The organism is Kitasatospora cathayae (assembly GCF_027627435.1).
GTDB classification, from domain to species: Bacteria; Actinomycetota; Actinomycetes; order Streptomycetales; family Streptomycetaceae; genus Kitasatospora; species Kitasatospora cathayae.
In genome coordinates this window covers 1,839,430-1,860,096 of record NZ_CP115450.1, presented here as the reverse complement: position 1 = coordinate 1,860,096, position 20,667 = coordinate 1,839,430, and the positions used below count along the sequence as shown (strand labels likewise).

The 20,667-nt window shown below is 75.0% G+C and carries 20 protein-coding genes; 11 read left to right on the top strand and 9 right to left on the bottom strand.

Annotated elements, in window-relative coordinates:
- Positions 1 to 212: 212 nt before the first annotated feature.
- Complete coding sequence (locus tag O1G21_RS08375) at positions 213 to 2,024, top strand: DUF2398 family protein (protein ID WP_270142131.1); 1,812 nt, start codon at positions 213 to 215, stop codon at positions 2,022 to 2,024.
- Positions 2,025 to 2,134: 110 nt separating this feature from the next.
- Here the strand turns inward: O1G21_RS08375 and O1G21_RS08370 are convergent, their stop codons facing one another.
- The 4 genes from O1G21_RS08370 to O1G21_RS08355 form a co-directional block, all read right to left on the bottom strand.
- On the bottom strand, positions 2,135 to 3,508 hold the full coding sequence (locus O1G21_RS08370) for an FAD-dependent oxidoreductase (protein ID WP_270142129.1): 1,374 nt from the start codon (positions 3,506 to 3,508) through the stop codon (positions 2,135 to 2,137).
- A gap of 138 nt (positions 3,509 to 3,646) precedes the next feature.
- On the bottom strand, positions 3,647 to 3,826 hold the full coding sequence (locus tag O1G21_RS08365; RefSeq protein WP_270142127.1) for a hypothetical protein: 180 nt from the start codon (positions 3,824 to 3,826) through the stop codon (positions 3,647 to 3,649).
- A 238-nt stretch (positions 3,827 to 4,064) separates the two neighbouring features.
- Positions 4,065 to 4,478 carry a MerR family transcriptional regulator gene (locus O1G21_RS08360; protein ID WP_333493437.1) on the bottom strand — a complete coding sequence of 138 codons (414 nt, stop codon included), beginning with the start codon at positions 4,476 to 4,478 and terminating at the stop codon, positions 4,065 to 4,067.
- A 28-nt stretch (positions 4,479 to 4,506) separates the two neighbouring features.
- Complete coding sequence (locus tag O1G21_RS08355) at positions 4,507 to 5,286, bottom strand: alpha/beta fold hydrolase (RefSeq protein ID WP_270142125.1); 780 nt, start codon at positions 5,284 to 5,286, stop codon at positions 4,507 to 4,509.
- A gap of 260 nt (positions 5,287 to 5,546) precedes the next feature.
- Here O1G21_RS08355 and O1G21_RS08350 point away from each other — a divergent pair, with 260 nt between their 5' ends.
- Positions 5,547 to 6,812, top strand: a complete 1,266-nt coding sequence (locus tag O1G21_RS08350; protein ID WP_270142123.1) for a sulfite oxidase — start codon at positions 5,547 to 5,549, stop codon at positions 6,810 to 6,812.
- A 33-nt stretch (positions 6,813 to 6,845) separates the two neighbouring features.
- On the opposite strand, the gene O1G21_RS08345 is transcribed toward O1G21_RS08350, so the two are convergent.
- Positions 6,846 to 7,496: a TetR/AcrR family transcriptional regulator gene (locus O1G21_RS08345; protein WP_270142121.1), complete on the bottom strand. Its 651-nt coding sequence runs from the start codon at positions 7,494 to 7,496 to the stop codon at positions 6,846 to 6,848.
- A gap of 143 nt (positions 7,497 to 7,639) precedes the next feature.
- Positions 7,640 to 8,551 (bottom strand): acyl-CoA thioesterase, encoded by a 912-nt coding sequence (locus tag O1G21_RS08340; protein ID WP_270142120.1) that lies wholly within the window; start codon positions 8,549 to 8,551, stop codon positions 7,640 to 7,642.
- Positions 8,552 to 9,072: 521 nt separating this feature from the next.
- Between O1G21_RS08340 and O1G21_RS08335 the strand changes: the two genes are divergently transcribed.
- Positions 9,073 to 9,462 carry a hypothetical protein gene (locus O1G21_RS08335; RefSeq protein WP_270142118.1) on the top strand — a complete coding sequence of 130 codons (390 nt, stop codon included), beginning with the start codon at positions 9,073 to 9,075 and terminating at the stop codon, positions 9,460 to 9,462.
- Positions 9,463 to 9,554: 92 nt separating this feature from the next.
- Here O1G21_RS08335 and O1G21_RS08330 read toward each other — a convergent pair whose 3' ends face one another.
- The 3 genes from O1G21_RS08330 to O1G21_RS08320 form a co-directional block, all read right to left on the bottom strand.
- Entirely contained in the window at positions 9,555 to 10,733 is a 1,179-nt protein-coding gene (locus tag O1G21_RS08330; protein ID WP_270150841.1) for an MBL fold metallo-hydrolase, read from the bottom strand.
- A 438-nt stretch (positions 10,734 to 11,171) separates the two neighbouring features.
- Positions 11,172 to 11,624, bottom strand: a complete 453-nt coding sequence (locus O1G21_RS08325) for a MaoC family dehydratase (RefSeq protein ID WP_270142116.1) — start codon at positions 11,622 to 11,624, stop codon at positions 11,172 to 11,174.
- A 102-nt stretch (positions 11,625 to 11,726) separates the two neighbouring features.
- Complete coding sequence (locus tag O1G21_RS08320; protein WP_333493436.1) at positions 11,727 to 12,245, bottom strand: pyridoxamine 5'-phosphate oxidase family protein; 519 nt, start codon at positions 12,243 to 12,245, stop codon at positions 11,727 to 11,729.
- Between the two features lie 149 nt (positions 12,246 to 12,394).
- Between O1G21_RS08320 and O1G21_RS08315 the strand changes: the two genes are divergently transcribed.
- The 8 genes from O1G21_RS08315 to O1G21_RS08280 all read left to right on the top strand — a co-directional run bounded on the left by O1G21_RS08315 (position 12,395) and on the right by O1G21_RS08280 (position 20,636).
- On the top strand, positions 12,395 to 13,246 hold the full coding sequence (locus tag O1G21_RS08315; RefSeq protein ID WP_270142115.1) for a hypothetical protein: 852 nt from the start codon (positions 12,395 to 12,397) through the stop codon (positions 13,244 to 13,246).
- A gap of 353 nt (positions 13,247 to 13,599) precedes the next feature.
- Complete coding sequence (locus O1G21_RS08310) at positions 13,600 to 14,007, top strand: hypothetical protein (protein ID WP_270142114.1); 408 nt, start codon at positions 13,600 to 13,602, stop codon at positions 14,005 to 14,007.
- A complete protein-coding gene (locus O1G21_RS08305) occupies positions 14,001 to 14,930 on the top strand; it encodes a hypothetical protein (RefSeq protein WP_270142113.1) in 930 nt (309 codons plus the stop codon). The genes O1G21_RS08310 and O1G21_RS08305 overlap by 7 nt, the downstream gene beginning before the upstream one ends.
- A 65-nt stretch (positions 14,931 to 14,995) precedes the next feature.
- On the top strand, positions 14,996 to 15,838 hold the full coding sequence (locus O1G21_RS08300) for an SAF domain-containing protein (protein ID WP_270142111.1): 843 nt from the start codon (positions 14,996 to 14,998) through the stop codon (positions 15,836 to 15,838).
- On the top strand, positions 15,838 to 17,136 hold the full coding sequence (locus tag O1G21_RS41350) for a hypothetical protein (RefSeq protein ID WP_333493435.1): 1,299 nt from the start codon (positions 15,838 to 15,840) through the stop codon (positions 17,134 to 17,136). Before O1G21_RS08300 ends, O1G21_RS41350 begins: the two co-directional genes overlap by 1 nt.
- The gene (locus tag O1G21_RS08290; RefSeq protein ID WP_270142110.1) at positions 17,126 to 18,799 is read left to right on the top strand and encodes a CpaF family protein; all 1,674 of its coding nucleotides are present in this window, start codon (positions 17,126 to 17,128) and stop codon (positions 18,797 to 18,799) included. The genes O1G21_RS41350 and O1G21_RS08290 overlap by 11 nt, the downstream gene beginning before the upstream one ends.
- Positions 18,799 to 19,761, top strand: coding sequence for a type II secretion system F family protein (locus tag O1G21_RS08285; RefSeq protein ID WP_270142108.1), 963 nt, complete (start codon positions 18,799 to 18,801; stop codon positions 19,759 to 19,761). The genes O1G21_RS08290 and O1G21_RS08285 overlap by 1 nt, the downstream gene beginning before the upstream one ends.
- Entirely contained in the window at positions 19,758 to 20,636 is an 879-nt protein-coding gene (locus tag O1G21_RS08280; RefSeq protein WP_270142106.1) for a hypothetical protein, read from the top strand. Before O1G21_RS08285 ends, O1G21_RS08280 begins: the two co-directional genes overlap by 4 nt.
- Positions 20,637 to 20,667: the final 31 nt, after the last annotated feature.

Below are 20,667 nucleotides of genomic sequence, written 5' to 3'. Positions count from 1 at the left end.
GCTCGGCTGGGGGAACCACCGACCCTACGGGAGCCGACCAGGCGGGGGAAGTCCGGGTTACCGGTGCGTAACCCCGGTGGGGAACGGGAGGTGACGGCGCGGCCGGGAGAGCGGAGGGCGAGCGGCCGCTTCGACGGCTCCTGCGGAGACTTCCTCAGGAGGACGGTTGCTGCCACCGGGTGACCCGGTCACCGTCTAGTCTTGACCCCGACATGGAGCAGCAGGAGTACGCGGTCGGCGCCACCCGGGTGGCCGCCGGCAGGCCGGACGGACGCGCGGGCGGGGCAGGACGGGGGACCGCCGACGCCGTCCTCGCCGTACGCGAAGTCGAACGCGAAGCCGAACGCGGGTCCGACTCCACCGGCGTCGACCGTGCTGACGCCCACCGTGCCGATGCCGTGGCCTCCGTCGACGCCGTGGCCGTCGATGCGGTGGCCGAGCGGGGAGCTGACGACGCGCAGGCCCCCGTCGAAGGGCTCTCGCCCGACCCGGGACTGCTGCGGCTCGCCCACTGGTTCGCCGCCGCCACCCCCGGCACCGCCGACGACCTGTGCACCGCCTCCTTCGGCCTCTACCCGGCCCGCCACCTCGGCGCCGCCGCCGTACCCGCCGACCCCACCGTCAGCTGGTGGCACGGCCCGACGGCCCACGCCGCCGCCGTCCCGCGCGCCCGCGAGGCCCGCACCGACGGCGGCCTGCGCCGCGCCCGGCGCGACGCCGCCGCGCTGCCCGTCGTCCGGTCAGGTGCCAAGCAAGGCAGGCCCGGCAGGCACCGCAGGCCGGAGCGCGGCCGGGCGCTCCCTGAGCTGCCCCGTGACGTGCAGGATCGTTCCGACGAGGAACTCCCGGAGGCCGAACGCCGCATCGCCGCCCGGCTGCTGCTCGCCCACCCGCTGGTCACCGCCTCCGGCCCGCACGCCGAGGGCTTCCCGCTGATCCGCCGTCACCGCGACTGGCTCACCGAACGCTTCGACACCCTGCTCGGCTACCGCCTGGTCGTCGGCCCCTGGCACGCCCGGCTCTGCAAGGCCGGCCTCGGGCCCGGCGCCGCCCGCCGGCTCGAACACCCCGCCACCGGTGCTCCGTTCACCCCGGCCGGCTACGCCCAGCTCGCGCTCGCCCTGGCCCTGCTCGTCGACGCCCCCGAGCAACTCCCGTACGGGCGGTTGCTCGAGGCGATGCGGGCGGCCGCGCCCGACCTCGCGACCGAGGCGATCGAGGCGGCCGGCTCGGCGGGATCGGCGGGCATAGCGGCCCTCGACATGGCGCTCGCCGCGCTGGTCGACTGGCAGGTGTTGGGCGAACTGCCGGCCGACCCGGCAGACACCGCCTTCGTGCTGACCGTCGACCGCGAACTCGCCCGCGCCGTCCCGGCCGGCCCGCCCGCGCTGGCCGACGACGCCGCCGACCTCATCCGCCGCGCCGCCGAGGCCGAACCCGCCACCGCCGTGCGGCGACTCCTCGCCGAGGCGCCCGCCGTCCTCGCCGCCGACCTCCCCGAGGACCAGCGCGCCTGGCTGCACGAGCACCGGCACAGCGGCCCAGCCGCACTCGCGGAGTTCCTCGGACTGGAGGCCGAACTGCGCGCCGAGGGCGTCGCTCTGCTCGACCCGGCCGCCGAACTCACCGACCTCGCCCTCCCCGGCGCCGGTACCCTCGCCCAGGCCTCCCTGCTGCTGGTCGAGCGCCTGGTCGAGGAGGTCCGCCCGCTGCCCGGCGAGGCCACCGACGGCGACGTCCCGATCGCCGACGCGCTGATAGACGGGGTCCTCGGCGACATCGCCGACGACCACGGCCTCCCCGCCCGCTATCTCGCCGACCGCACAGCCCTGCGGCGCGACGCCCTCGACCTCCTCCACCGCCTCGGCCTGATCACCCCCACCCCCCGCACCACCTGGCTCCTCCGCCCCCCGGCCGCCCGCTACGCCCCGGCCCCCGACCTCCACCCCACCCCGGGCACCGGCCGCCACTCCCGCCCCACCCCCACCCTCCCGCCCCCGCCCCGCGAGGGCCTGCGCACCTAGTCTGCGCTGCGCTTCGGCCACGGTGTCGGGCTGTGCCCGCCGGGCTGGGTTGCGCCTGCCGGGCTGGGCTGTGCCCGCCGGGCTGGTGGCCGCGCCGGGGGCGTGGTGGTTCAGGCCGGGATGAGGGCGTCCCACTGGGCGCGGGTCGGGCCGTCGTGGTGGGGGGTGAAGTCGGGGTGGGCGGCGAGCCAGGTGGTGACGGCCTGGTCGACTTCGGCGGTGGCGTAGGCCTCGTCGGGGGTTCGCACGAGGTGGCGTACGTGGGCGCGGGCCCGCATGACGACCGGGTCGTCGAAGGCGCAGGCGGCCAGGGCGGCGGTCCGGCGGTCCGGGAGGGCTGAACCGTCGGTGAGGCGTTGCTCGTTGGCGCGGTCGGCGGTCACCTGGGCGTCGAACCACGGGCGGAGGGTCTCGGTGGTCCAGGCGTGGTAGCCGGTCGGGTCCGCGGCGACCCGGTCGGTGTGGCCGGCCAGGTACTGGGCGGCGAGCAGGCCGAGGGCCACGCCGTGGCCGAGGGTGGGGTTGGTGTGGACCAGGCTGTCCCCGGCGTTGACCAGACCGGTCACGACGGGGCCGGTGCCGTCGGTGAGGGAGGTCCAGCGGTTGTCCAGGCCGGCCATCGCCAGGACGGGCGACTGGGGTTCGGGGTCGAGGTCGAGCCAGGCGGCGCAGGCGGGGAAGCGCCGGGAGACGGCCTCGAACACGGCGGGGTCGGTGAGTGCGCCGCGGGTCGGGTCACTCGTGGAGAGCACCATGCTCAGCGCGAAGGTGTCGTTGTCGGAGGGGAAGACGCCGGCGAGCGCGAACCCGGCGGCGGAGCCGGTCTTGACCCGCCCGGGGTCGCGCGGGCCGTCGGCGCGCAGGCGGTACCAGCGGCACACGTAGGTGATCCCGGTGCGGTGGCTGCCGACCACGGGCGGGCGGCAGCCGGCCGCGACCAGCCAGGCGGGGACGGGCGAGCGACGCCCGGCAGCGTCGACGACGAGGTCCGCCGGGTGGGTTCCGCTGTCCGTCCGCACGCCGGTGACCCGGGGAGGGTTCCCGTCCTGGACGGTGAGGCCGCGCACCCGGGAGCCTCGCCGCACCTCGACGGTGGGTTCCCGCCGTACGGCTGCGGTCAGGGCGGCTTCCAGCACGATGCGACGGGTGCGCAGGGTCACCAGTTCCTCGTCGCCGGGCCGGTGCGGGGGGCGCTCGTCGAACCAGTCGAAGTCGTGGTACTCCCGGGCTCCGCGGGCCAGCACGTCCGCGTAGACGTCGGGGGCCTCGGTGCGCAGCACGGTGCGGACGGGGGCGAGGAACGAATGGGGCTGGTCGGCCTGGGGGACCCGGGGCCGGTTCCAGTGGTAGAAGTCCCGGTCCAGGTCCTCTTCGGCCTGCCGCGTGTCCTGTTCGAACAAGGTGACCGGGTGGCCCCGCCGGCCGAGCATGAGTGCCGTCCCCAGCCCGCTGATACCGCCACCGATGATCGCAACCCGCGCCACTGCATCCCCTTCGCGTCGTGTTGCGGGACGATCTTAGTACTTGACGACCTTCGGTCAGGAAGTGGCCCTCGCGTCCGGTGCCGGAAAGGCGGAAGCACCGCGTCCGAGGGGGACGACGGTGCTGGGAGGAGCGGGCGGCTACTTGCTCGCGGTGGTGGTGGCGAGCGGGCCTTGCCGGACGGTCTCCACGGTGGCGCCGACACCGAGGGTGCCCAGGGCGATGGAGGCGAGGACGGCGGTGCAGGCGAGGAGGCGACGGTGGCGCTGGGGGAGCGGGAAGCGCGGTTCCTGGTAGGGCGCCTGAGGGCTGGCGTTCATGACAGGAAGGGTTCCAGGGCGGTGTGAACGGTCGGTACGCGCGGGTGAAGAACGGGCGGGGCTTGGGCGTCGGTTGGCCGCGTACGCCCCACCCGACCCGCGGCCGGGGCGTACGCGCTGGTCAGCGGGGCCGTCCGCGCTCGGCGGGTGGGACCTGGTCCCCGTCGGGCGCGCCTCGCCGACCGACTCGCCCCGGTGGCCCGCCTCGCCGACCCGCCCCGGCGATCACGCCCGGCGGTCAGGCCGCCTGCTCCGCGCTCGGCGCGTGCGCGGTCGCCAGGTAGTGGGAGAGCGCAAGGCGGCTGCGGGTGAGGTCGTCGATCCGGGCGTCCAGGTCGGCGAGTTCGCCGCGCAGGGTGGCGAGCAGGTCCGGACAGGCCGTCAGGGCCGGCGTCGGGCCGGTGGCGCAGGGCAGGATCTCGGCGATGACCCGGGTGGGCAGGCCGGCCGCGAGCAGGCTGCGGATCTGCCACACCCGTACGGTGTCCTCCTCGTCGTACTCGCGGTAGCCGGCCGTGGTGCGGGCGGGCCGGAGCAGGCCCTGCTCCTCGTAGTAGCGGAGCAGGCGGGCGGACACCCCGGTCAGGCGTGCGAGTTCTCCGATGCGCATGATCGGGCCAACGCGGGCCGCCGGCAGGGTGTTCCCGGGCACGCTGGCCCTCCCATCCCGGAATCCCGGGTCAGTCCTTCACGAACTCCATTGCCACCTCGCGCAGTTGGGGCATAGCCTCGACCATCGGCAGGTGCCCGCCGGGGAGTTCGACGAAACGGGCGCCGGGGATGCCCTCGGCCAGCAGGCGGTGCTGGGACGGCTGGACGAGCATGTCCTCGACGGTGCTGACGACCAGTGTGGGCACGGCTATCGAGGCCAGTTCGGCGCGGACGTCGGTCCGGGCGGCGAGCCGGAACTGCTGCGGGAAACCGGCCGGCAGCGGGGACCTGAGCCCCTCCCGCAGCACCGCGAACCGGTCGGCGGGCAGCGCGTCCACCCAGCTGTGGCCGAGGACGACGGTGAGCATCAGGTCGGCGAGCTCGGCGGGCCGGTCGCGGAGCCGGACCATGAGCTCGGCCAGCGCGCTCTGCCGCGCCGAACCGCCGGCCAGGCCCGCGATCAGCAGCAGCGAGCGGACCCGCTCGGGGTGGCGGGTGGCGATCCGGACGGCGACGGCGGCGCCCAGCGAGAAGCCGGCCAGGTCGAAGCGGTCGAGGCCCTCCTCGTCGGCGGCGGCGACCAGCCGGTCGGCGTACTCGTCCAGGGTCGGCTCGCCCGGCTCGTACGGGCTGTCGCCGGAGCCGGGGTAGTCGGGCGCGACGACGGTGCGGTGCGCGGCGAGGTCGGGCAGCAGCGGGCCCCAGTTGTCCCGGGCGCTGCCGCCGGCGCCGTGGGCGAGCAGCAGGCCGGGGCCGGAGCCCTGGACGATCCGGGCGAGCGGGGCGAAGGCGGGGGTGGTGGACGGCACGGGTGCTCCTCGGTGCTTGGTCGGTGGGATCCGATCGGTGGGACGGCGTGGCGTACTCAGCCGGACCGACCGCCCGGTGGGACGGGCTGCCCAGTCGGATGGGCCGCCCGTTCGAGCGGCGCTCGTTCCGACACCGGGAACGCTAGGTATTCACACCGGTGAGAAGGTCAAACGGAAGGCCCGGACGTCCGTCCCGGTCACGGAACGCGCCGGAGCCCCTACGCTGGGGTGTGGAGCGCCATCCGGACAGTGCCGTCCGGATGCCGCCGCGCTCCGCCGCCGGGGCGCTCGCCGTGCCCGCGACGGCCGCTCCGGTGTTCGCCCCGGGCCGGGCGGCCGCCGAGGAGGTGCCCAGGCCCGTGTCCGGAAGCGTCAACCCGCCCGGAAGCGTCAACCCGCCCGGAATCGTCAGCTCGCCCGGAATCGTCAAACCGCTGCCTGCCCAGTGGTTCATCCAGCGCGACACCAACGCCGAGATGCGGTGGGAGGCGCTGCGCGACGCCGACGGCGAGGCCGCCTTCGGCCGTCACGTCCCGGTGGAACGGTTCTTCGTCCGCAACCACACCAGCACTCCGCTGATCGATCCGGTCGGCTGGCGGCTGAAGCTGTTCGGCAGCGGCCTGCGCGGTGCCCCGGCACCGGAGCGGGCCGTCGAGTTCACCCTCGACGACCTGCGCGCGCTGCCCGCCACCGGGATCCACGCGGTGATCGAGTGCGCCGGCAACGGCCGCAGCTACTTCCACCGCCAGCAGGGCCGGCACACCCCCGGCACGCCGTGGACGCTCGGCAGCATCGGCTCGGCGAGCTGGCGGGGCGTCCGGCTGGCCGAGGTGCTGCGGGCCGCCGGGCTGACCGACGGCGCGGTGGACGTGCTGCCGACCGGCCTGGACCCGGATTACGTCGTCGGCGCCACCAACCACGGCCCGGTGCGCCGCCCGCTGCCGATCGCCAAGGCGCTGGACGACACGCTGCTCGCGTACGAGATGAACGAGCAGCCGCTGACCCCCGATCACGGCGCGCCGGTGCGGCTGGTGGTGCCCGGCTGGGTCGGCATCGCCTCGATCAAGTGGGTCGGCAGCATCGAGGTCGCCGACCACCCGCTCCACTCGCCCTGGAACACCGAGTTCTACCGGATGTTCGGCCCCGGCCACCCGCCCGGCGGCGGGGCCGCGCTCACCACCCAGGTGGTCAAGTCCGCGTTCGAACTGGCCGAGGGCGCGCGGCTGGCGGCCGGGCGCGAGCACCGGCTGCACGGGCGGTCCTGGTCCGGCACGGCGCCGGTGCACCTCGTGGAGGTGAGCACCGACGGCGGCCTGAGCTGGCGGCCCGCCGAGCTGTCCGACGAGCCGTGCGCCGGCGACTGGACGCGCTGGAGCATCCTCTGGCGCCCCGAGCGGCCCGGCCGTCACGAGCTGCGCGCCCGCGCGACGGACCGCCGGGGCGTCACCCAGCCCGAGCGGGAGGCCTTCAACCGTGAGGGCTACCTGTTCGGCGCGGTGGTGGCGCACCCGGTGACGGTGGTCTGAGCGCGCACCGTCGGGAAGGGCCGCGGGACCGGCTCAACCGGTGGACTGGACCTCGTACGGGGCCGGGTAGTGGGTCTCGTACGGGGTCAGCACCAGCCGCACCACGTCCTCCAGCCGCCGCCGGGCGTCCCCGAGGGTGGTGCGGCCGGTGACCCAGGCGGTCAGCTCGCCCTGCCAGGCGTGGACGACGATGTGCCGCACCAGGTCACTGGCCGCGGCGGGCACTTCGGCCGTCACCGCCTGGAGGGCGGTGCTGTCGGCGCGCGCCATGCCCTGCAGGGCCTCGCTGGCGAAGGGATCGGTGGAGGCGGCGACGGCCACCCGTAGCCGGGCCAGTTCGGGCTGGCGCTGGTAGGCCCGCATCCCGCCCCGGACGAACCGCACCGCCCGGTCCGTGGCCCCCAGCCCGGCGCGCGGCCCCCGCAGTTCGGCCACCAGGTCCGCCAGCAGCAGCCGGTGCCACTCGGCGATCGCCGCGGCCAGGAGGTGGTCCTTGGAGGAGAAGTAGCGGTACGCCGTCCCCAGGGCGACTCCGGACCGCTCGCAGACTTGCTTCATCTGCAGCCGCTCGACGCCGATCTCGTTCACCAGGGCGAGCGCGGCCGCGATCAGGCTTTCGCGGCGTTCGAGCTGACGCGGAGACATCGCCTCCACCGGCCGTGGTGACAGGTCAACCTTGGTCACCCGCACCATGATACGGGCCGGGGCCGCTCAGGAGTATGACGCCGACCGGCCCCCCTCCGTTCGCCGGGCGGCAACCCCGGTTCTTCCGGGGGCGCGCGGGGCGTCCGGCGGCTCTCCGGGCGGCCGCCGGAGCGCCGGAGCCGCTACGTCAGCCTGCGGATCAGCGCCTCCTGGACGGCCGAGGCGACCAGCCGGCCCTCCCGGTCGTAGAACTCGCCGAGCGACAGGCCGCGGCCGTCCGAGGCGGACGGGCTGCGCTGGGCGAACAGCAGCCACTCGTCGGCCCGGAACGGGCGGTGGAACCACATCGCGTGGTCCAGCGAGGCCATCAGCAGTCGGGGCGGTTCGAGGCGCTGGAAGAAGTTCGGCTGTTCGTGCAGGCCGGCGGTGGAGGCCAGGGTCAGGTCGGACAGATAGGTGAGCGCGCAAGTGTGCAGCAGCGGGTCGGTGTCCGGCAGCGGGCTGGCGATGCGCAGCCAGACGAACTGTTGCGGCATCCCGGGGACGGCCGACGGCACGCCCGGTGCGTCCGGCGGCACGAAGCGCAGTTCGAGGTCGCGGAAGCCGTCGGAGCTCCTGATCGCGGTCCGCTGTTCCTCGTCCCAGTGCGAGAAGGCGTCGGGCAGGGTCTCCGGGCCGGGCAGCGGGGGCATCTCGCGGTGGCGGTCGCCGGAGTCCGGCTCGGGGAGCTTGAAGGAGGCGGTGAGATTGAAGATCTCCTTCTGCCCCTGCACCGCCCGGACCTGGCGGGTGGCGTAGGTGAAGCCCTCGCGCAGTCGCTCGACCTGGTAGTCGATCGACCGGGTCGGCTCGCCGGGCAGCGTGAAGTAGCCGTGCAGCGAGTGCACCGCGCGCGTTCCGGCGCAGGTGCGTCCGGCGGCGGCGAGGGCCTGGGCGGCGACGTGGCCGCCGAAGGCGCGCATCGGGGCGCCGGCGTGGCAGCGGCCCCGGAACGTGTTCTCGTCCAGCTGCTCGATCTCCAGCAGTTCGGCGAACCGGGCGGCCGGGCCGGGCACCTGCTCGATCGTTCTCTGCTGTTCTGTCAGGTCGGTCACGCGCCCATAGTGGCAGAAGCCAACCGTGTGGCGGTGTGACCTGGGTAACGCTTCCAGTTGGTAGAACATGTTTCATCCCGGCGCCGGCCCGACGAACCGTCAGACCCGTCACCTAGCGTGCTCCGCACGACGCAATCCGCACACGCGTACGGCTATCTGCGACCGTCGGCCGTCCTGGGCGGCGCCGCCGGCCGGAGCCCTCGACCCGGCCACCCCCGGCGGCGCCGGCCCGCTCGGGGCCCAGGCGCATCCGCGGGACACCGGGTGGGACGAGATCCTGCCGTCGGTGGCCGAGCCGCGCCCGGCCGGGCACCGATCGGCTCGGCGGCCGAGCCGGCCGAGGAACTCTCCGCGCTGCTCGCGGCCCGCGAGCCCGAGGTCGCCGCCTTCGAACGGGTACTGGACGGGCTGGTCCGGCAGGCCCACCTCGACTGTGCCGGGCTGGTCGAGGCGCTGGAGCCGGTCCGTCTGACCCACCCTGGCGGGGAGCCGCGCAATGGGGGGACTGCACACCTCGTGAGGTGCTGTTCGTGGTGGCCGCGGTCGCGGGGGAGACGCCGCCGCGCCGGCTCTGGGACGCCCTCGGCGGCACCGACCGCACCCCGCTGCGCACCGCCCGTACCAGCGCGCACGGCGCCGTCCTCGCCAGCGCGCACGGGACCGTCCTCGCCCTCCGGCTGGAGGAGGCCGCCTGGCAGGTCGCCGCCCAACGTGCCGCCGTACCTGCTCGTCACCCCGACCGACGCCACCGGGGCGATCGAGCCGGGTGCGCTGGTCGAGCGGCTCGCCGGGTACCAGGCGGCGGGCGCCACCCCCCGGCCAGGTCGACCTGTGCACGGCCCTGCTGCGGGTCCGGCCGGGCGCGGACCCGGAGGTGCTCCCGGGCGCTGCGGGACGTCCTCGCGGGCTGAACGGGGCGTCGGGGCAGGGGCGGCTGGGCTCGGGTGACGGCGAACAGATGACGGCGAACAGATGACGGGTGACAGCTTTCAGCGAACAGATTTCAGCTGACAGAGTTTGAAATCTGTTCGCTGACACCCGTCACCTGTTCGCGCACCTCCGCCCCCTCCGCGACCAGCGGCTCGATGCCGCGCGGCGTGGCCGCGACGGCGCGCCACCACAGCCGCAGCGCCGGCGGGTCGGCGGGCTCGAAGGGTTTGCCGGGGCGGGGGACGGCGAGGTGGGCGCCGAGCGCCTGGGCGGCGGTGACCACGCGTTCGGCGGGCTCCTCCCAGGGGTGGAGCGCCAGGTTGAAGGTGCACCAGTGGATCGGCAGCATCAGCTCCCCGCCCAGGTCCAGGTGCGCCCGCACACCCTCCTCGGGGGTCATGTGCACCTCCGGCCAGAACTCGCTGTACGCGCCGACCTGCATCATCGTCGCGTCGAACGGTCCGAGCCGGCGCCCGATCTCCGCGAAGCCGGGGAAGTACCCGGTGTCCCCGCTGTGGAAGATCCGGTGGCCGCCGCCCGCCACCACCCAGGACGCCCACAGGAACAGCGTGCTGGTGCGCGGACCGCGGCTGCAGTAGTGCCGGGCGGGCGTGGCGGTCAGGGTCAGCCCGGCGACCTCGGCCGACTCCCACCAGTCCAGTTCGACGATCCGCCCGGCCGGCACCCCCCAGTGCTCCAGGTGCGCCCCGACCCCGAGCGGTACGGCGAACACCGTGCCGCTGCCGATCAGGGCCCGCACGGTGCGCATGTCGAGGTGGTCGTAGTGGTCGTGCGAGATCACCACCACGTCCACCGGCCCGAGTTCGGACAGCGGCAGCGGCACCGGGTGCAGCCGCTTGGGTCCGGTCCAGTCGAACGGTGAGCAGCGTTCGCCCCAGACCGGGTCGAGCAGGACGCGCCGTCCGCCGATCTCGGCTAGCACGGTGGCGTGCCCGAGCCAGGTGAGCCGGAGCCCGGAGGCGGGCGGGACGGCGAGGTCGACCGGGAGCAGCCGGTGCACCGGCACCGCGGCGGCCGGCGCCCGGCGGGTCTTGTCCGCGGTCAGCTGCGCGCGGGTGATCTCCAGCGGGGTTCGCTCGTAGACCAGGCGGCGGGTCGGCACCGGGTTGCGGAAGGCGCCGTCGACGAACTGGGGCGAGCGGCGGATCCGGGCCAGCCGCTCGCCCTTGGGCTCGGCCCCGAAGGCATCGGTGCGGACCCGGTGCCAGGCGGCGCGGGACAGCCCGGCCAGGCCGGGAACGGCCCGCTCCGGCACGGCCCGCACCGGGACGGCGGGCTTGCCGGGCACGGGTTTCAGGCCGGCGCGGTCGGATGTGGCGGGCCCGGCGGGCGGCGGGGCGAACTGCGAGGTCAGACCGACGAGACGGGAGAACCACGGGGCGGGGCGGGGCACGGCTCCTCCAGGGACGGTCACGGCTACCGGGCAGGCCCACGGCGCGTACTCCGGGGCTCATGAGGCCGCTGAAGTACGACAACCATCTCGTCGGACGTTACTCGCCGTGGGCCGTTCGGACCCGGTGGAGGGCCCGGCGCGGTCCAATCGGGGTACCCGACACCTGCCCCGGTCTGCCCGGTTCTGCCCCGCCCGACCCGGCCCGCCCGGCGGCGCGCCGCCCCGCCCGACCCGGCCCGCCCAGCCGCGCGCCGCCCCCGCCCCCGGCGCCCGCCGCTACGCGTAGAAGCGGGTGATCGCCTCCGCGACGCAGTGCGGCTTGGCGCTCTGCTCGCTGGTGATGGTGAACCGCACCACCGCCTGGACCCCACCCGGGACCTCGGTGGCCGAGAGCAGCTCGGCGGTGGCCCGGATCGCCGTGCCCACCGGCACCGGGGCCGGGAAGCGCACCTTGTCCGAGCCGTAGTTCAGCGCCATCCGCACGCCCTCGACGGCGTAGCACTCCTTGGCCAGCACCGGGATCATCGACTGGGTCAGGTAGCCGTGCGCGATGGTCGAGCCGAACTGGCTCTCCTTCGCCCGCTCCGGGTCCACGTGGATCCACTGGTGGTCCCCGGTGGCCTCGGCGAAGAGGTCGATCTTCCGCTGGTCGATGGTGTGCCACTCGCTGGTGCCCAGTTCGGTGCCGACGGCGGCGGTCAGGTCGGAGAGGGAGGCGAAGGTCGTCACGGTGCGCTCCTGGAGGGGGGACGGGCCCCGGGGAGGGGCAGGACGCCGGAAGCGTATGCCTACCCACCGGTACCTGTCAGGAGCGGAACGCGAAACGTCAGTTCAGGGCCGCAGCAGCGGCCGCCCGACGGCGTCCTGTCCGGATCTCCCCTGCCCCGATGCCCCCTGGCCCACTGTTCCCTGCCCCAGGGCGCCCTGCCCCGGCCCGCCCCGCCCGGTCGGGAACAGCCGGCGGCCGCTGACCAGCTCCGGCACCAGCGCGATGAACAGCGGCTCCGGATCCCCCACCCACGGTCGCAGTCCGGACCGCAGAGCGCGGCGCACCTGCTCGGGGTCCCTGACCGCGTCCGCCCGGCCGTGCACCAGCACGCTCCACCCGGTGCGGGTGACCGGGTCCAGCAGGTCCGCCTGGAAGGCCACCACCGTGCCGTCGAGCCCGCGCGCGGTGGCACTTCCCCGGCGCACGGCGAGCACCAGGCGCCCCTCCAGGACCTCGAAGGAGACCGGCAGGACGGCCGGCAGTGCGTGCTCGGTGTACACCACACGCCCGACGGGCACGGTGCTGAGCAGCCGCAGGCACTCGGCCTCGCTCAGGGTCTCCACACGGTCTTCACGCTCCATGCGTCCGATCGTCGTCGGTCGGCGCGGGCGCCGATAGGGCCCATGGTCCCTGAGCCGACGGGCCGGGAGCCCCGTCGGCGCCCGCCCGGAGCGGTAGCCTGCCCGGCGGCGGGATCGGTGGAGGGGCGGGCGGAGGAGGGGGCGGACGGATGGCCGGCGGAGTCGATCTGGTGGTGATCGGGGCGGACGGCGGGCCCGACCGGGCCTTCGGCGGTTCGGCGCACGCACCGGCGGGTGCCCGGCTGCTGGCCGAAGTGCTGCCCGGGATGTGCTTCGACACCGGCGCGGCGGGCTGCCGGGTCAGTGCCGTGGCGCCGGACGCGGACGCCAACGCGATGCTCACCGCCGTGCGGGACGCCGCCCAGCGCCCCGGCCGCTGGCTGGTGGTCTGCCTGGTCGGCCAGTTGGTGGCCGACCCGCGCGGGCGCCGGCTCGCCCTGGTCGCCGGCGGCAGCACCCCCGACAACGCCTACCGGCGCGGCCTGGCCTGGGACTGGGTGGTCAGCGCGATGGTGCACGGCGACCAGGAGGAGGCGCTGCTGCTGGTCGACGCGGTGGCCGACCGGGACACCTGGACGGCACTGGAACGCACCGGCGAGGACAGTGCGGGCGAGCTGCTCAGCTACTCCAGGGTCCCGCTGTGGGGCCGGATCGGCCGGTACGCCCCGGGCAGACGCGGCCGGGACGCCGTACTGCCGGGCGACGAGGGCTCGTTCAGCCGGGCGCTCACCACCGTCCTGCGGCACGGCGTCCCGGGAGCCCCCGCGGCGGTCGCCCCGCTGGACCTCCAGCCCGCCGTGGCCGGGCTGCTCGACGGCGGTGATCCGTCCGGTAGTTCGGGTGCGCCGGGCGCGCGCCTGCTCGTTCCGCCGCACGGTGGGCGCCTGTTGCTGCGCAATCGCGCCGCGGTTCGGGGCGCATTGGCCGGATTGTCGCTTTCCGAAGAACTGTTGGCCGTTCTGTGGCGGGAAAGTGCCCCGACGGAACCGCCTTCCGCGTAAGGTCAGGGGGCCTGAGGTGTTGCCGTGATGGGGTGGGTTGGCGAAGAATCGATCCCCAACGGAAACATCGGCGGGACGGCGGAATTCTCCTGGCGGCCGTGGATCACGGATCGGCTCGGTCGCGACGAGGTGGGGCGATGCGGCAGCGCGGAAATGTGTTGCGCCCTGGGGCGGTTGGGACTGGCGGGGCGGTTCTGGTGTTGCTGCTCGGGGCGTGTGCGAGCGGTGGTGCGAGTGGTTCCGTCGATCGCCTCGGGTCGCCCGCGCCCACGGTTGCGGGAGTGGGTCCGTTAACTCCTTCGGGTGGTTCGGTAAACGCCACGATCGCGCCGACCGACGGCCCGGAAGGGGCCATGGCGCGACTGGCGGTGAAGACGTATCAGGACTGGTGGCAGTCCCAGGCCGAGGCATTCGGGCGTACGGATTCGGACGGATCGGCGCTGGAGCGCTACTCCTCCGGGCGGGCCCTGTCCGACACCCTGGTCGGCCTGCGCCAACTCCACGACGCCAAAGTGGTGATGACCGGAACGCCGCACAATTCCGCGGTGGTGAAGGCGATTGATCTGAAAGCCGATCCGCAGACCGCCGTGATCGAGGACTGCGTCGATCTCTCGGACTGGCATCGTGTCGATGCCGCCACCGGAGCGGTGAAGGATCCGGGCGGGCGCTTGAACCGGTACGTCGCGACCGCTTCCCTGCGCAGGTTCCAAGCACATTGGCTGATCTACGAGTTCACTCGGGAGGTGGACCGGACATGCTGAACGCGCGGAAACCGGCCGGACGGTTCGCGGCCGTCGCATCGTTGTCGGCGGGCTTGCTGCTGTCCTCGGCGGTGACGGCGACGGCGGACGAACCGCCGAGCGGCGGGGCCGAACAGTGTTTCCCCAACGTGATCTGCGCGCAGGCCAATTCGAGTGGAACGACCTCCACCGCGAATCCGGGCGGTAGCGGCGGAGGGTCGGACGGCGGCTCGGAACTGTGCAGCTACCACGGGGTGCAGTGGGCGTGCTACGACCCGCAGTGGGGCTCGTTCGACAGCGGGGAGGGCTGCTACTACCGCGAGCTGGACAAGCAACCCCCGGCCGACGACCCGGCCTGGGGCACCAACAAGCCCACGGACGGCTCGATCTACTCGAAGGTCTGCCCGCAGACGAGTGGCGGCCAGGACGGCGCCCAGTTCGTGTTCGTGCCCACCGGGCAGCGGGTGAAGAGCGTGGCGGAGCTCAAGCGGGAGGCGAAGGACAGGGTCCGCCTCCCGGCGCCGGTGGGCCGCATCGCGCCCGGCGGAACGGCGGTGGTCAACGCGCCGGTGTGGCTCTGGGCGGAGAACGCGACGCCACCCAAGCCGGGGAACGCGGCGTCCGGGGGCGTCACCGTCACCGTCACGGCCCGACTGACCGGCGCCACCTGGGACTTCGGCACCGGCGGCAGCAAGGAGTGCGCGACGGCAGGGACGCCGTACGACCCCAAGTACGGCGCGCAGAAGTCCCCGGACTGCGGCTACGAGTTCGCGGTCGGCTCGGGCACGAGGAAGAACGGCGTCTTCACCGCCACGGTGTCGACGCACTGGGTGGCCGACGTGGTCGTGACGGGGCCGAACCCGGAGAAGTACACGATCGCGATGCCGCCGCAGGACAGCGACCCCTTCGCGGTCCAGGTCGCTGAGGTGCAGGTTCTCAACTGACGGTGCCACGACGGCAGTTCGGTCACTGACGAGCCGGAAAGCGAACGAGGGAAGGGCGGAACCCGGTGGAGAACCGTACATTCGCGACGCCGGGATCCGGCACGCCCGCGGGCGCCGCGGTGTCCGTGGCGCTGCCGGAGCAGCAGGACCAGGGCGGCGGCCGGAGCCGGGGCCGGGCGGTGCCGCACGCGCCCGGCCGGACCATGCGGGCCCGGCGGCGGCGCCCCGCCGTGCTGGCGATGGCGGTCGCGTTGATCGCGGCCGGCGGGCTGGGCGGCGCCGCCCTCTACAACAGCACCGGCCAGCGGGTCGCGGTGCTGGCGCTGGCCCGGGACGTGCCCTGGGGGCAGGTGATCACCGAGGACGACCTGGTGGTGGCCCGGATCGCCGGCGACCCGGCGCTGCACCCGGTCTCCGCCCAGGACCGGGCCAAGGCGGTCGGCATGCGGGCCGCCACCGACCTCAAGCGCGGTTCCATGCTGACGAGTTCGGACCTGGCGCAGGGCCTGTCCGTGCAACCCGGGCAGATCGTCGTCGGCGTGTCGGCCAAGCGCACCCAGTTGCCCGCCAGCCGACTCCAGCCCGGGGTGCAGATCGTCGTGGTCAACACCCCCGACAACGGCCGGCCCGACTCGCTGGCCGCGACGGTGATCACGGTCGGCCGGGTGGACACCGACGGCAGCCAGGTGATCGACGTGGCCGTCGGCTCGGCGGACGGGCCCCGGCTGGCGCAGTGGGTGGCCGGCGGGCGGATCCAGGTGCTGCTGGCCCCCCGCGGGACCGCCGCGGGCGGGTCCGCTCCGGCCGGGGCCGGCACCCCGGCCTCCTCCTCGGCCGCCCCCACCGGCGCGACGCCCTCCGGCGGAGCCGGCTCGCCGTCGGTTCCGGCCGGAACGGGTGGCGCCTGATGGCGGTGATCGCCGTGGTCGGCGGCCCGGGCGCGCCCGGTGCCACCACCACGGCCCTCGCACTGCTGCTGGCCTGGCCGCTCCAGCCCGGCCGGCGGATCCTGCTGGTCGAGGCCGACCCGGACGGCGGCGCGGTGCTCGCCGGCGCCCTGGAAGGCCGGGTCGAGGCGGTGTACGGGTTGCGCAACCTGGCCGTCGCCGACCGGCGCGGGCTGCTCGCCCAGACCATCTGGGAGCAGCTGATCGACCTCTCGCCCGAGGGCAACGCCGAACGGCTGCTGCTGCCCGGCCTCACCGACCCGGCCCAGGCACCCGGCCTCGCCTACACCTGGGAGCCGCTCGCCGAACTGCTGCACGGCATCGAGCAGCAGGGCTACGACGTCATCGTCGACCTCGGCCGCTCCGGCGCCGCCGGGACCAGTGCGGTGCTGGCCCGCCGCGCGGACGTGGTGGCGGTGACCGTCCGCAGCACGCTGCGCGGGCTGAGCGCGGCCCGCCCCCGGCTCGCCGCGCTCGGCGAGGACCTGGCCGCCGCCGGGACCGGGACCGACGCGCTCGGACTGCTGCTGGTCGCGGAGGGCCCGTACTCGGGGGCCGAGGTGTCGCGTGAGTTCGGCCTGCCGCTGCTCGGGGTGCTGCCGCACGCCACCCGCACCGCGCGGGTGCTGTCCGACGGCGGGGACACCGGCGACCGGCGGTTCATCCGCTCGGAACTGATGCGCACGGCGCGGTCGGCGGCGGACGAGATCCAGCTGCTGGTCCGCCGCCGACGGCAGCGGCTCGCGCCGAACCCGGCGCCCGCGGCGGCGCCCGTGCCCGCGCCCGCGCCACCCGCCCAGCTCGGGGCGCCGGGCGGGCCCGGGCCCGTCGCGCCCGTGCCGGTGGCGGCGCCGACCGTCGCGGTGCCGCAGGCGTCGCCGGCACCCGGGCCGGCGCCGTACGGGCAGCCCGCCCACGGGCAGCCGGGCCACGGGCAGGCCGGCTACGCCCAGCCCGGCTACGGACAGTCCAGCCACGGCCCGGCCGCCCACGCGCAGGCGGCCTACGGCCAGGGCGAGGACGAGTCGCCCTCGTACACCCCGCCGGTGATCACCACCGGCCCGGTCGCACCGCTGGCCGGACTGGCGCCCCAGCCCGCCGCCCCGGCGCCGTTCCCGGCGCACGTCCAGACGCACGTCCAGGCGGCGGGACCGACCGACGAGGACGGCCAGTACCAACTGCAGCAGCCGATGGTGACGAACAGTCAGAGCGACGACCAGTACCCGTACAACCCCGGGGAGGTGCTCCGTGCGCGGTAGCCCCCTGCACCAGCGCCCGGCGGCCGACCCGGCCGCCCTGCCCTGGGCCGCGCCGGTACCGACCGCCGCGCAGCCACAAGCGCAGCCGCAGCCGCAGCCGCAGCCGCAATCACAAGCGCAGTCGCAGGCGTACCGGCCCGGCCCGGTCGCGCCGCAGCCCGTCGTGCTGGGCTCAGTCCCCCCGGGGCCCGTCCCCCCGGCTGCCGCCCCCGCCGCCGGCCCCACCGCCGTGCCTTCCCAGCTGCCCTCGCTGGACCTGCGCGGCGCCGCCACCCGGCCGGCCGTCGACCCGCAGGTCGCGCGCGAGCTCAAGCGCCAGGTCGCGGCCGAACTGCACCAGCAGATCACCCGGTTGACCACCGCCTCCGGGGCCGAGCCGGACCGCGCCACCCGCCGCCAGCGCGGCCGGGCGCTGATCGAGGAGTCGGTCGCCCGCTGGTCCGACGCCTACGCGCAGACCCACGGCATCCCGCCCACCCGGGAGCAGGACCGCGCCCTCGCCGAGGCCGTCTTCGACCTGCTGTTCCGGGCCGGCCGGCTCCAGCCCTACCTGGACGATCCGGAGATCGAGAACATCCTGATCAACGGCTGCGACGACGTCTGGGTCTCCAAGGTGCACCAACCCCTGCGCCAGGTCCCGCCGGTGGCCGACAGCGACGCCGAACTCGTCGAACTGCTGCAGGACTTGGCCCGCCAGCACGGCGGCGGCGAGCGCAGCCTGTCCACCGCCAGCCCGACCCTCGCGCTGCGCCTGGAGGGCGGCATGCGCCTGCAGGCGCTCACCGAGGTGACGCCCCGCCCGTACGTGGCGATCCGACGCCACCGGGTGGCCTCGGCGACGCTGCCCGAGATGGTCGAACTCGGCACCCTGGACGCCACCTTGGCCGCCTTCCTGGCCGCCGCGATCCGGGCCCGGAAGAACGTGATGATCACCGGCACCCAGGGCGTCGGCAAGACCAGCCTGCTGCGCGCGATGGCCGCCGAGATCCCGCCGGACGAGCGGATCGGCACCCTGGAGTCGGAGTTCGAGCTCTGGCTGCACACCCTCGGCCACCTGCGCCAGGTCGTCCCGATGGAGGCTCGCGAGGGCAACGGCGAGCGCGTCGAGGGCCGACCGGCCGGGGAGTTGAGCATCGGCGACCTCATCCCGGCCGCGCTGCGGATGACGCTCTCGCGCATCATCGTCGGCGAGGTCCGCTCCGGCGAGGTCGTCCCGATGCTGCGGGTCATGACCAACGGCGAGGGCGGCTCGATGTGCACCCTGCACGCCCGCGGCCCGCACATGGTGGTCGACCGGATCGCCGAACTCTGCCTCGAGTACGGCTCGCACATGACCGACGCGCTCGCCTACCGGCTCACCGCCAACGCCCTGGACCTCATCGTGCACGTCAGCATGGTCGACGAGACCGCCGTCGGCGGCCGCCGGCACCGCTTCGTCTCCCACGTCCTGGAGGTCACCGGCCTGGGCGAGAGCGGCCGGCCCGCGCTGAACACCGTCTTCGGCCCCCGGCCGGACCTCGGCGAGCCGCGCGCCGTCCCGCACACCCCGCCGCAGTGCCTGGACGACCTGCGCCGGGCCGGCTTCGACGCCACGCTGCTCGGGTCCCGGTACGGGAGTTGGGCCACCCCGCTGCAGCTGCGGATCGGCGGTGGCGCGCGGTGATGCTGCTCTTCGCGCTGTGCGGGCTGGCGTTCGCGGGCGGCCTGGTCGCCCTGGTGGCCTGGGCCCGCGGCAGCGAGCCCGCCGACGAGGACGACGGGCCCGCCCGCCGGGACAACCCGCTGGCGAGCCGCGCCCACGTCTTCTGGTACGGCGCCCCCGGCGCGGCCTCGCTGCGGATGGTGCGGCTGCGCCGGATCCAGCTGCCGCTCGCGCTCGTCGGCGCGCCGCTGGCCTGGCTGTTCACCGGCATCCCGCTGACCGCCCTGCTGGTGCCGCTCGCCGTCTTCGGCCTGCCCTGGCTGTTCGACACCACCCGCCCGGACACCCACCGGATCGAGCGGCTGGAGGCACTCTCCGAGTGGACCCAGCGGATCGCCGACGTGCTGCTGCTCGGCGTCGGCCTCAATCAGGCCATCGTCACCAGCCGTCGCACCGCCCCCGCCGCCCTGGAGGACGAGATCGGCGAGCTGGCCGCCCGGCTGCAGGCCCGCTGGCGGCCCGAGGAGGCGCTGCACGCCTTCGCCGACAGCCTGTCCGACGCCACCGCCGACAAGGTGCTCGCCGCCTTGGTGCTGCGGGCCGGGGACAGCGGCCCGGGCCTGGCCCGGACGCTCTCCGACATGGCCGACTCGGTGCGCGAGGAGGTCCGCCAGCGCCGCGCCATCGAGGCTGACCGGGCCAAGCACCGCACCACCATCCGCTGGCTGGTCGGCATCATCGTGCTGGTCGTCACGGTCGGCTCCTTCAACACCGAGTACACCCGCCCGTACGGGACCTTCCTCGGCCAGGTCGTGCTCGCCGTGGTGGCCGCCCTGTTCGTCGCGATCATCGCCTGGATGCGGGCCCTGGCCTCGCACCCGCCGGTGCCCCGGCTGCTCGCCCCGGACCGGCGCAGCAAGGGCGGGCGCCGCGGCCCCGGGGTCGAGCGGGCGCCGGTAGAGCGGCTCGGGGAGGTCCGGTGATCTCCCCCTGGCCCGTGCTGGCCGGCGCCGTCGCGGCCGGCGGCCTCGCCCTGCTGATCGCCGAACTGCGGCCCGCGCCGCCGGACCTCGGCCAGGCACTGGACCGGCTGCACCGCGCCCCCGCGGACCGCGAGCAGGACCCGGACGAGCGGCCGCGCTGGTACGACCGGATCGGCGAACGCTCGCTCACCCTGCGCGGGGTGTCGATCCCGCGTCGCGAACTCGCCCTGATCGGCCGCACCCCGGCCCGGTTCATGGTGCACAAGCTGCTGTTCGCCGCGCTCGGCCTGGTGCTGCCCGCCTACCTGGGCGCGATGGCCGTGCTGATGGACATCGGCCTGCCCTTCGCCCTGCCGCTGGTCGCCGGGCCGCTGCTGGCCGCGCTGCTGTGGTTCGTCCCGGACGCCGTGGTGCGCGGTGAGGCCAAGGAGGCCCGCACCGAGTACCTGCACGGCATCGCCGCGTACCTGGAACTCGTCGCGATGGAACGGGCCGCCGACTGCGGCCCCGCCGAGGCACTGCGCCGGGCTGCCTCGGTCGGGCAGGGCGCGGTGTTCCGGCGGATCCGCGACGCGCTGGAGCGCGCGGCCACCGACCGGCTCCCGCCGTGGGCCGGACTCGACGCACTGGCCGAGGAGTTGGGCCTCAGTCCGCTCCAGGACGTGGCCGACATCATGCGGCTGTCCGGCACCGACGGCGCCGCCGTGTACGACACCCTGCGGGCCCGCGCCAAGGGACTGCGCGGCGAACTCCTCGCCGAGGATCTCGCCCGCGCCAACGCCGACAGCGAGCGGATGGTCGCGCCGGGCGCCGCCCTGACCCTGCTGATGACCGTCCTGATCGTCTTTCCGGCGCTCCACCAGATGCTCAACTGACGTGTGCCACAGAGCAGCTGACACCAAACAA

What these genes read in the sequence shown, in the direction of transcription:
- O1G21_RS08310 (WP_270142114.1), top strand. Translation starts at nt 13,600, where the DNA reads ATGGCGCGACTGGCGGTGAAGACGTATCAGGACTGGTGGCAGTCCCAG.
- O1G21_RS08365 (WP_270142127.1), bottom strand. Translation starts at nt 3,826, where the DNA reads ATGAACGCCAGCCCTCAGGCGCCCTACCAGGAACCGCGCTTCCCGCTC.
- O1G21_RS08285 (WP_270142108.1), top strand. Translation starts at nt 18,799, where the DNA reads ATGCTGCTCTTCGCGCTGTGCGGGCTGGCGTTCGCGGGCGGCCTGGTC.
- O1G21_RS41350 (WP_333493435.1), top strand. Translation starts at nt 15,838, where the DNA reads ATGGCGGTGATCGCCGTGGTCGGCGGCCCGGGCGCGCCCGGTGCCACC.
- O1G21_RS08305 (WP_270142113.1), top strand. Translation starts at nt 14,001, where the DNA reads ATGCTGAACGCGCGGAAACCGGCCGGACGGTTCGCGGCCGTCGCATCG.
- O1G21_RS08375 (WP_270142131.1), top strand. Translation starts at nt 213, where the DNA reads ATGGAGCAGCAGGAGTACGCGGTCGGCGCCACCCGGGTGGCCGCCGGC.
- O1G21_RS08320 (WP_333493436.1), bottom strand. Translation starts at nt 12,245, where the DNA reads ATGGAGCGTGAAGACCGTGTGGAGACCCTGAGCGAGGCCGAGTGCCTG.
- O1G21_RS08315 (WP_270142115.1), top strand. Translation starts at nt 12,395, where the DNA reads ATGGCCGGCGGAGTCGATCTGGTGGTGATCGGGGCGGACGGCGGGCCC.
- O1G21_RS08350 (WP_270142123.1), top strand. Translation starts at nt 5,547, where the DNA reads ATGCCGCCGCGCTCCGCCGCCGGGGCGCTCGCCGTGCCCGCGACGGCC.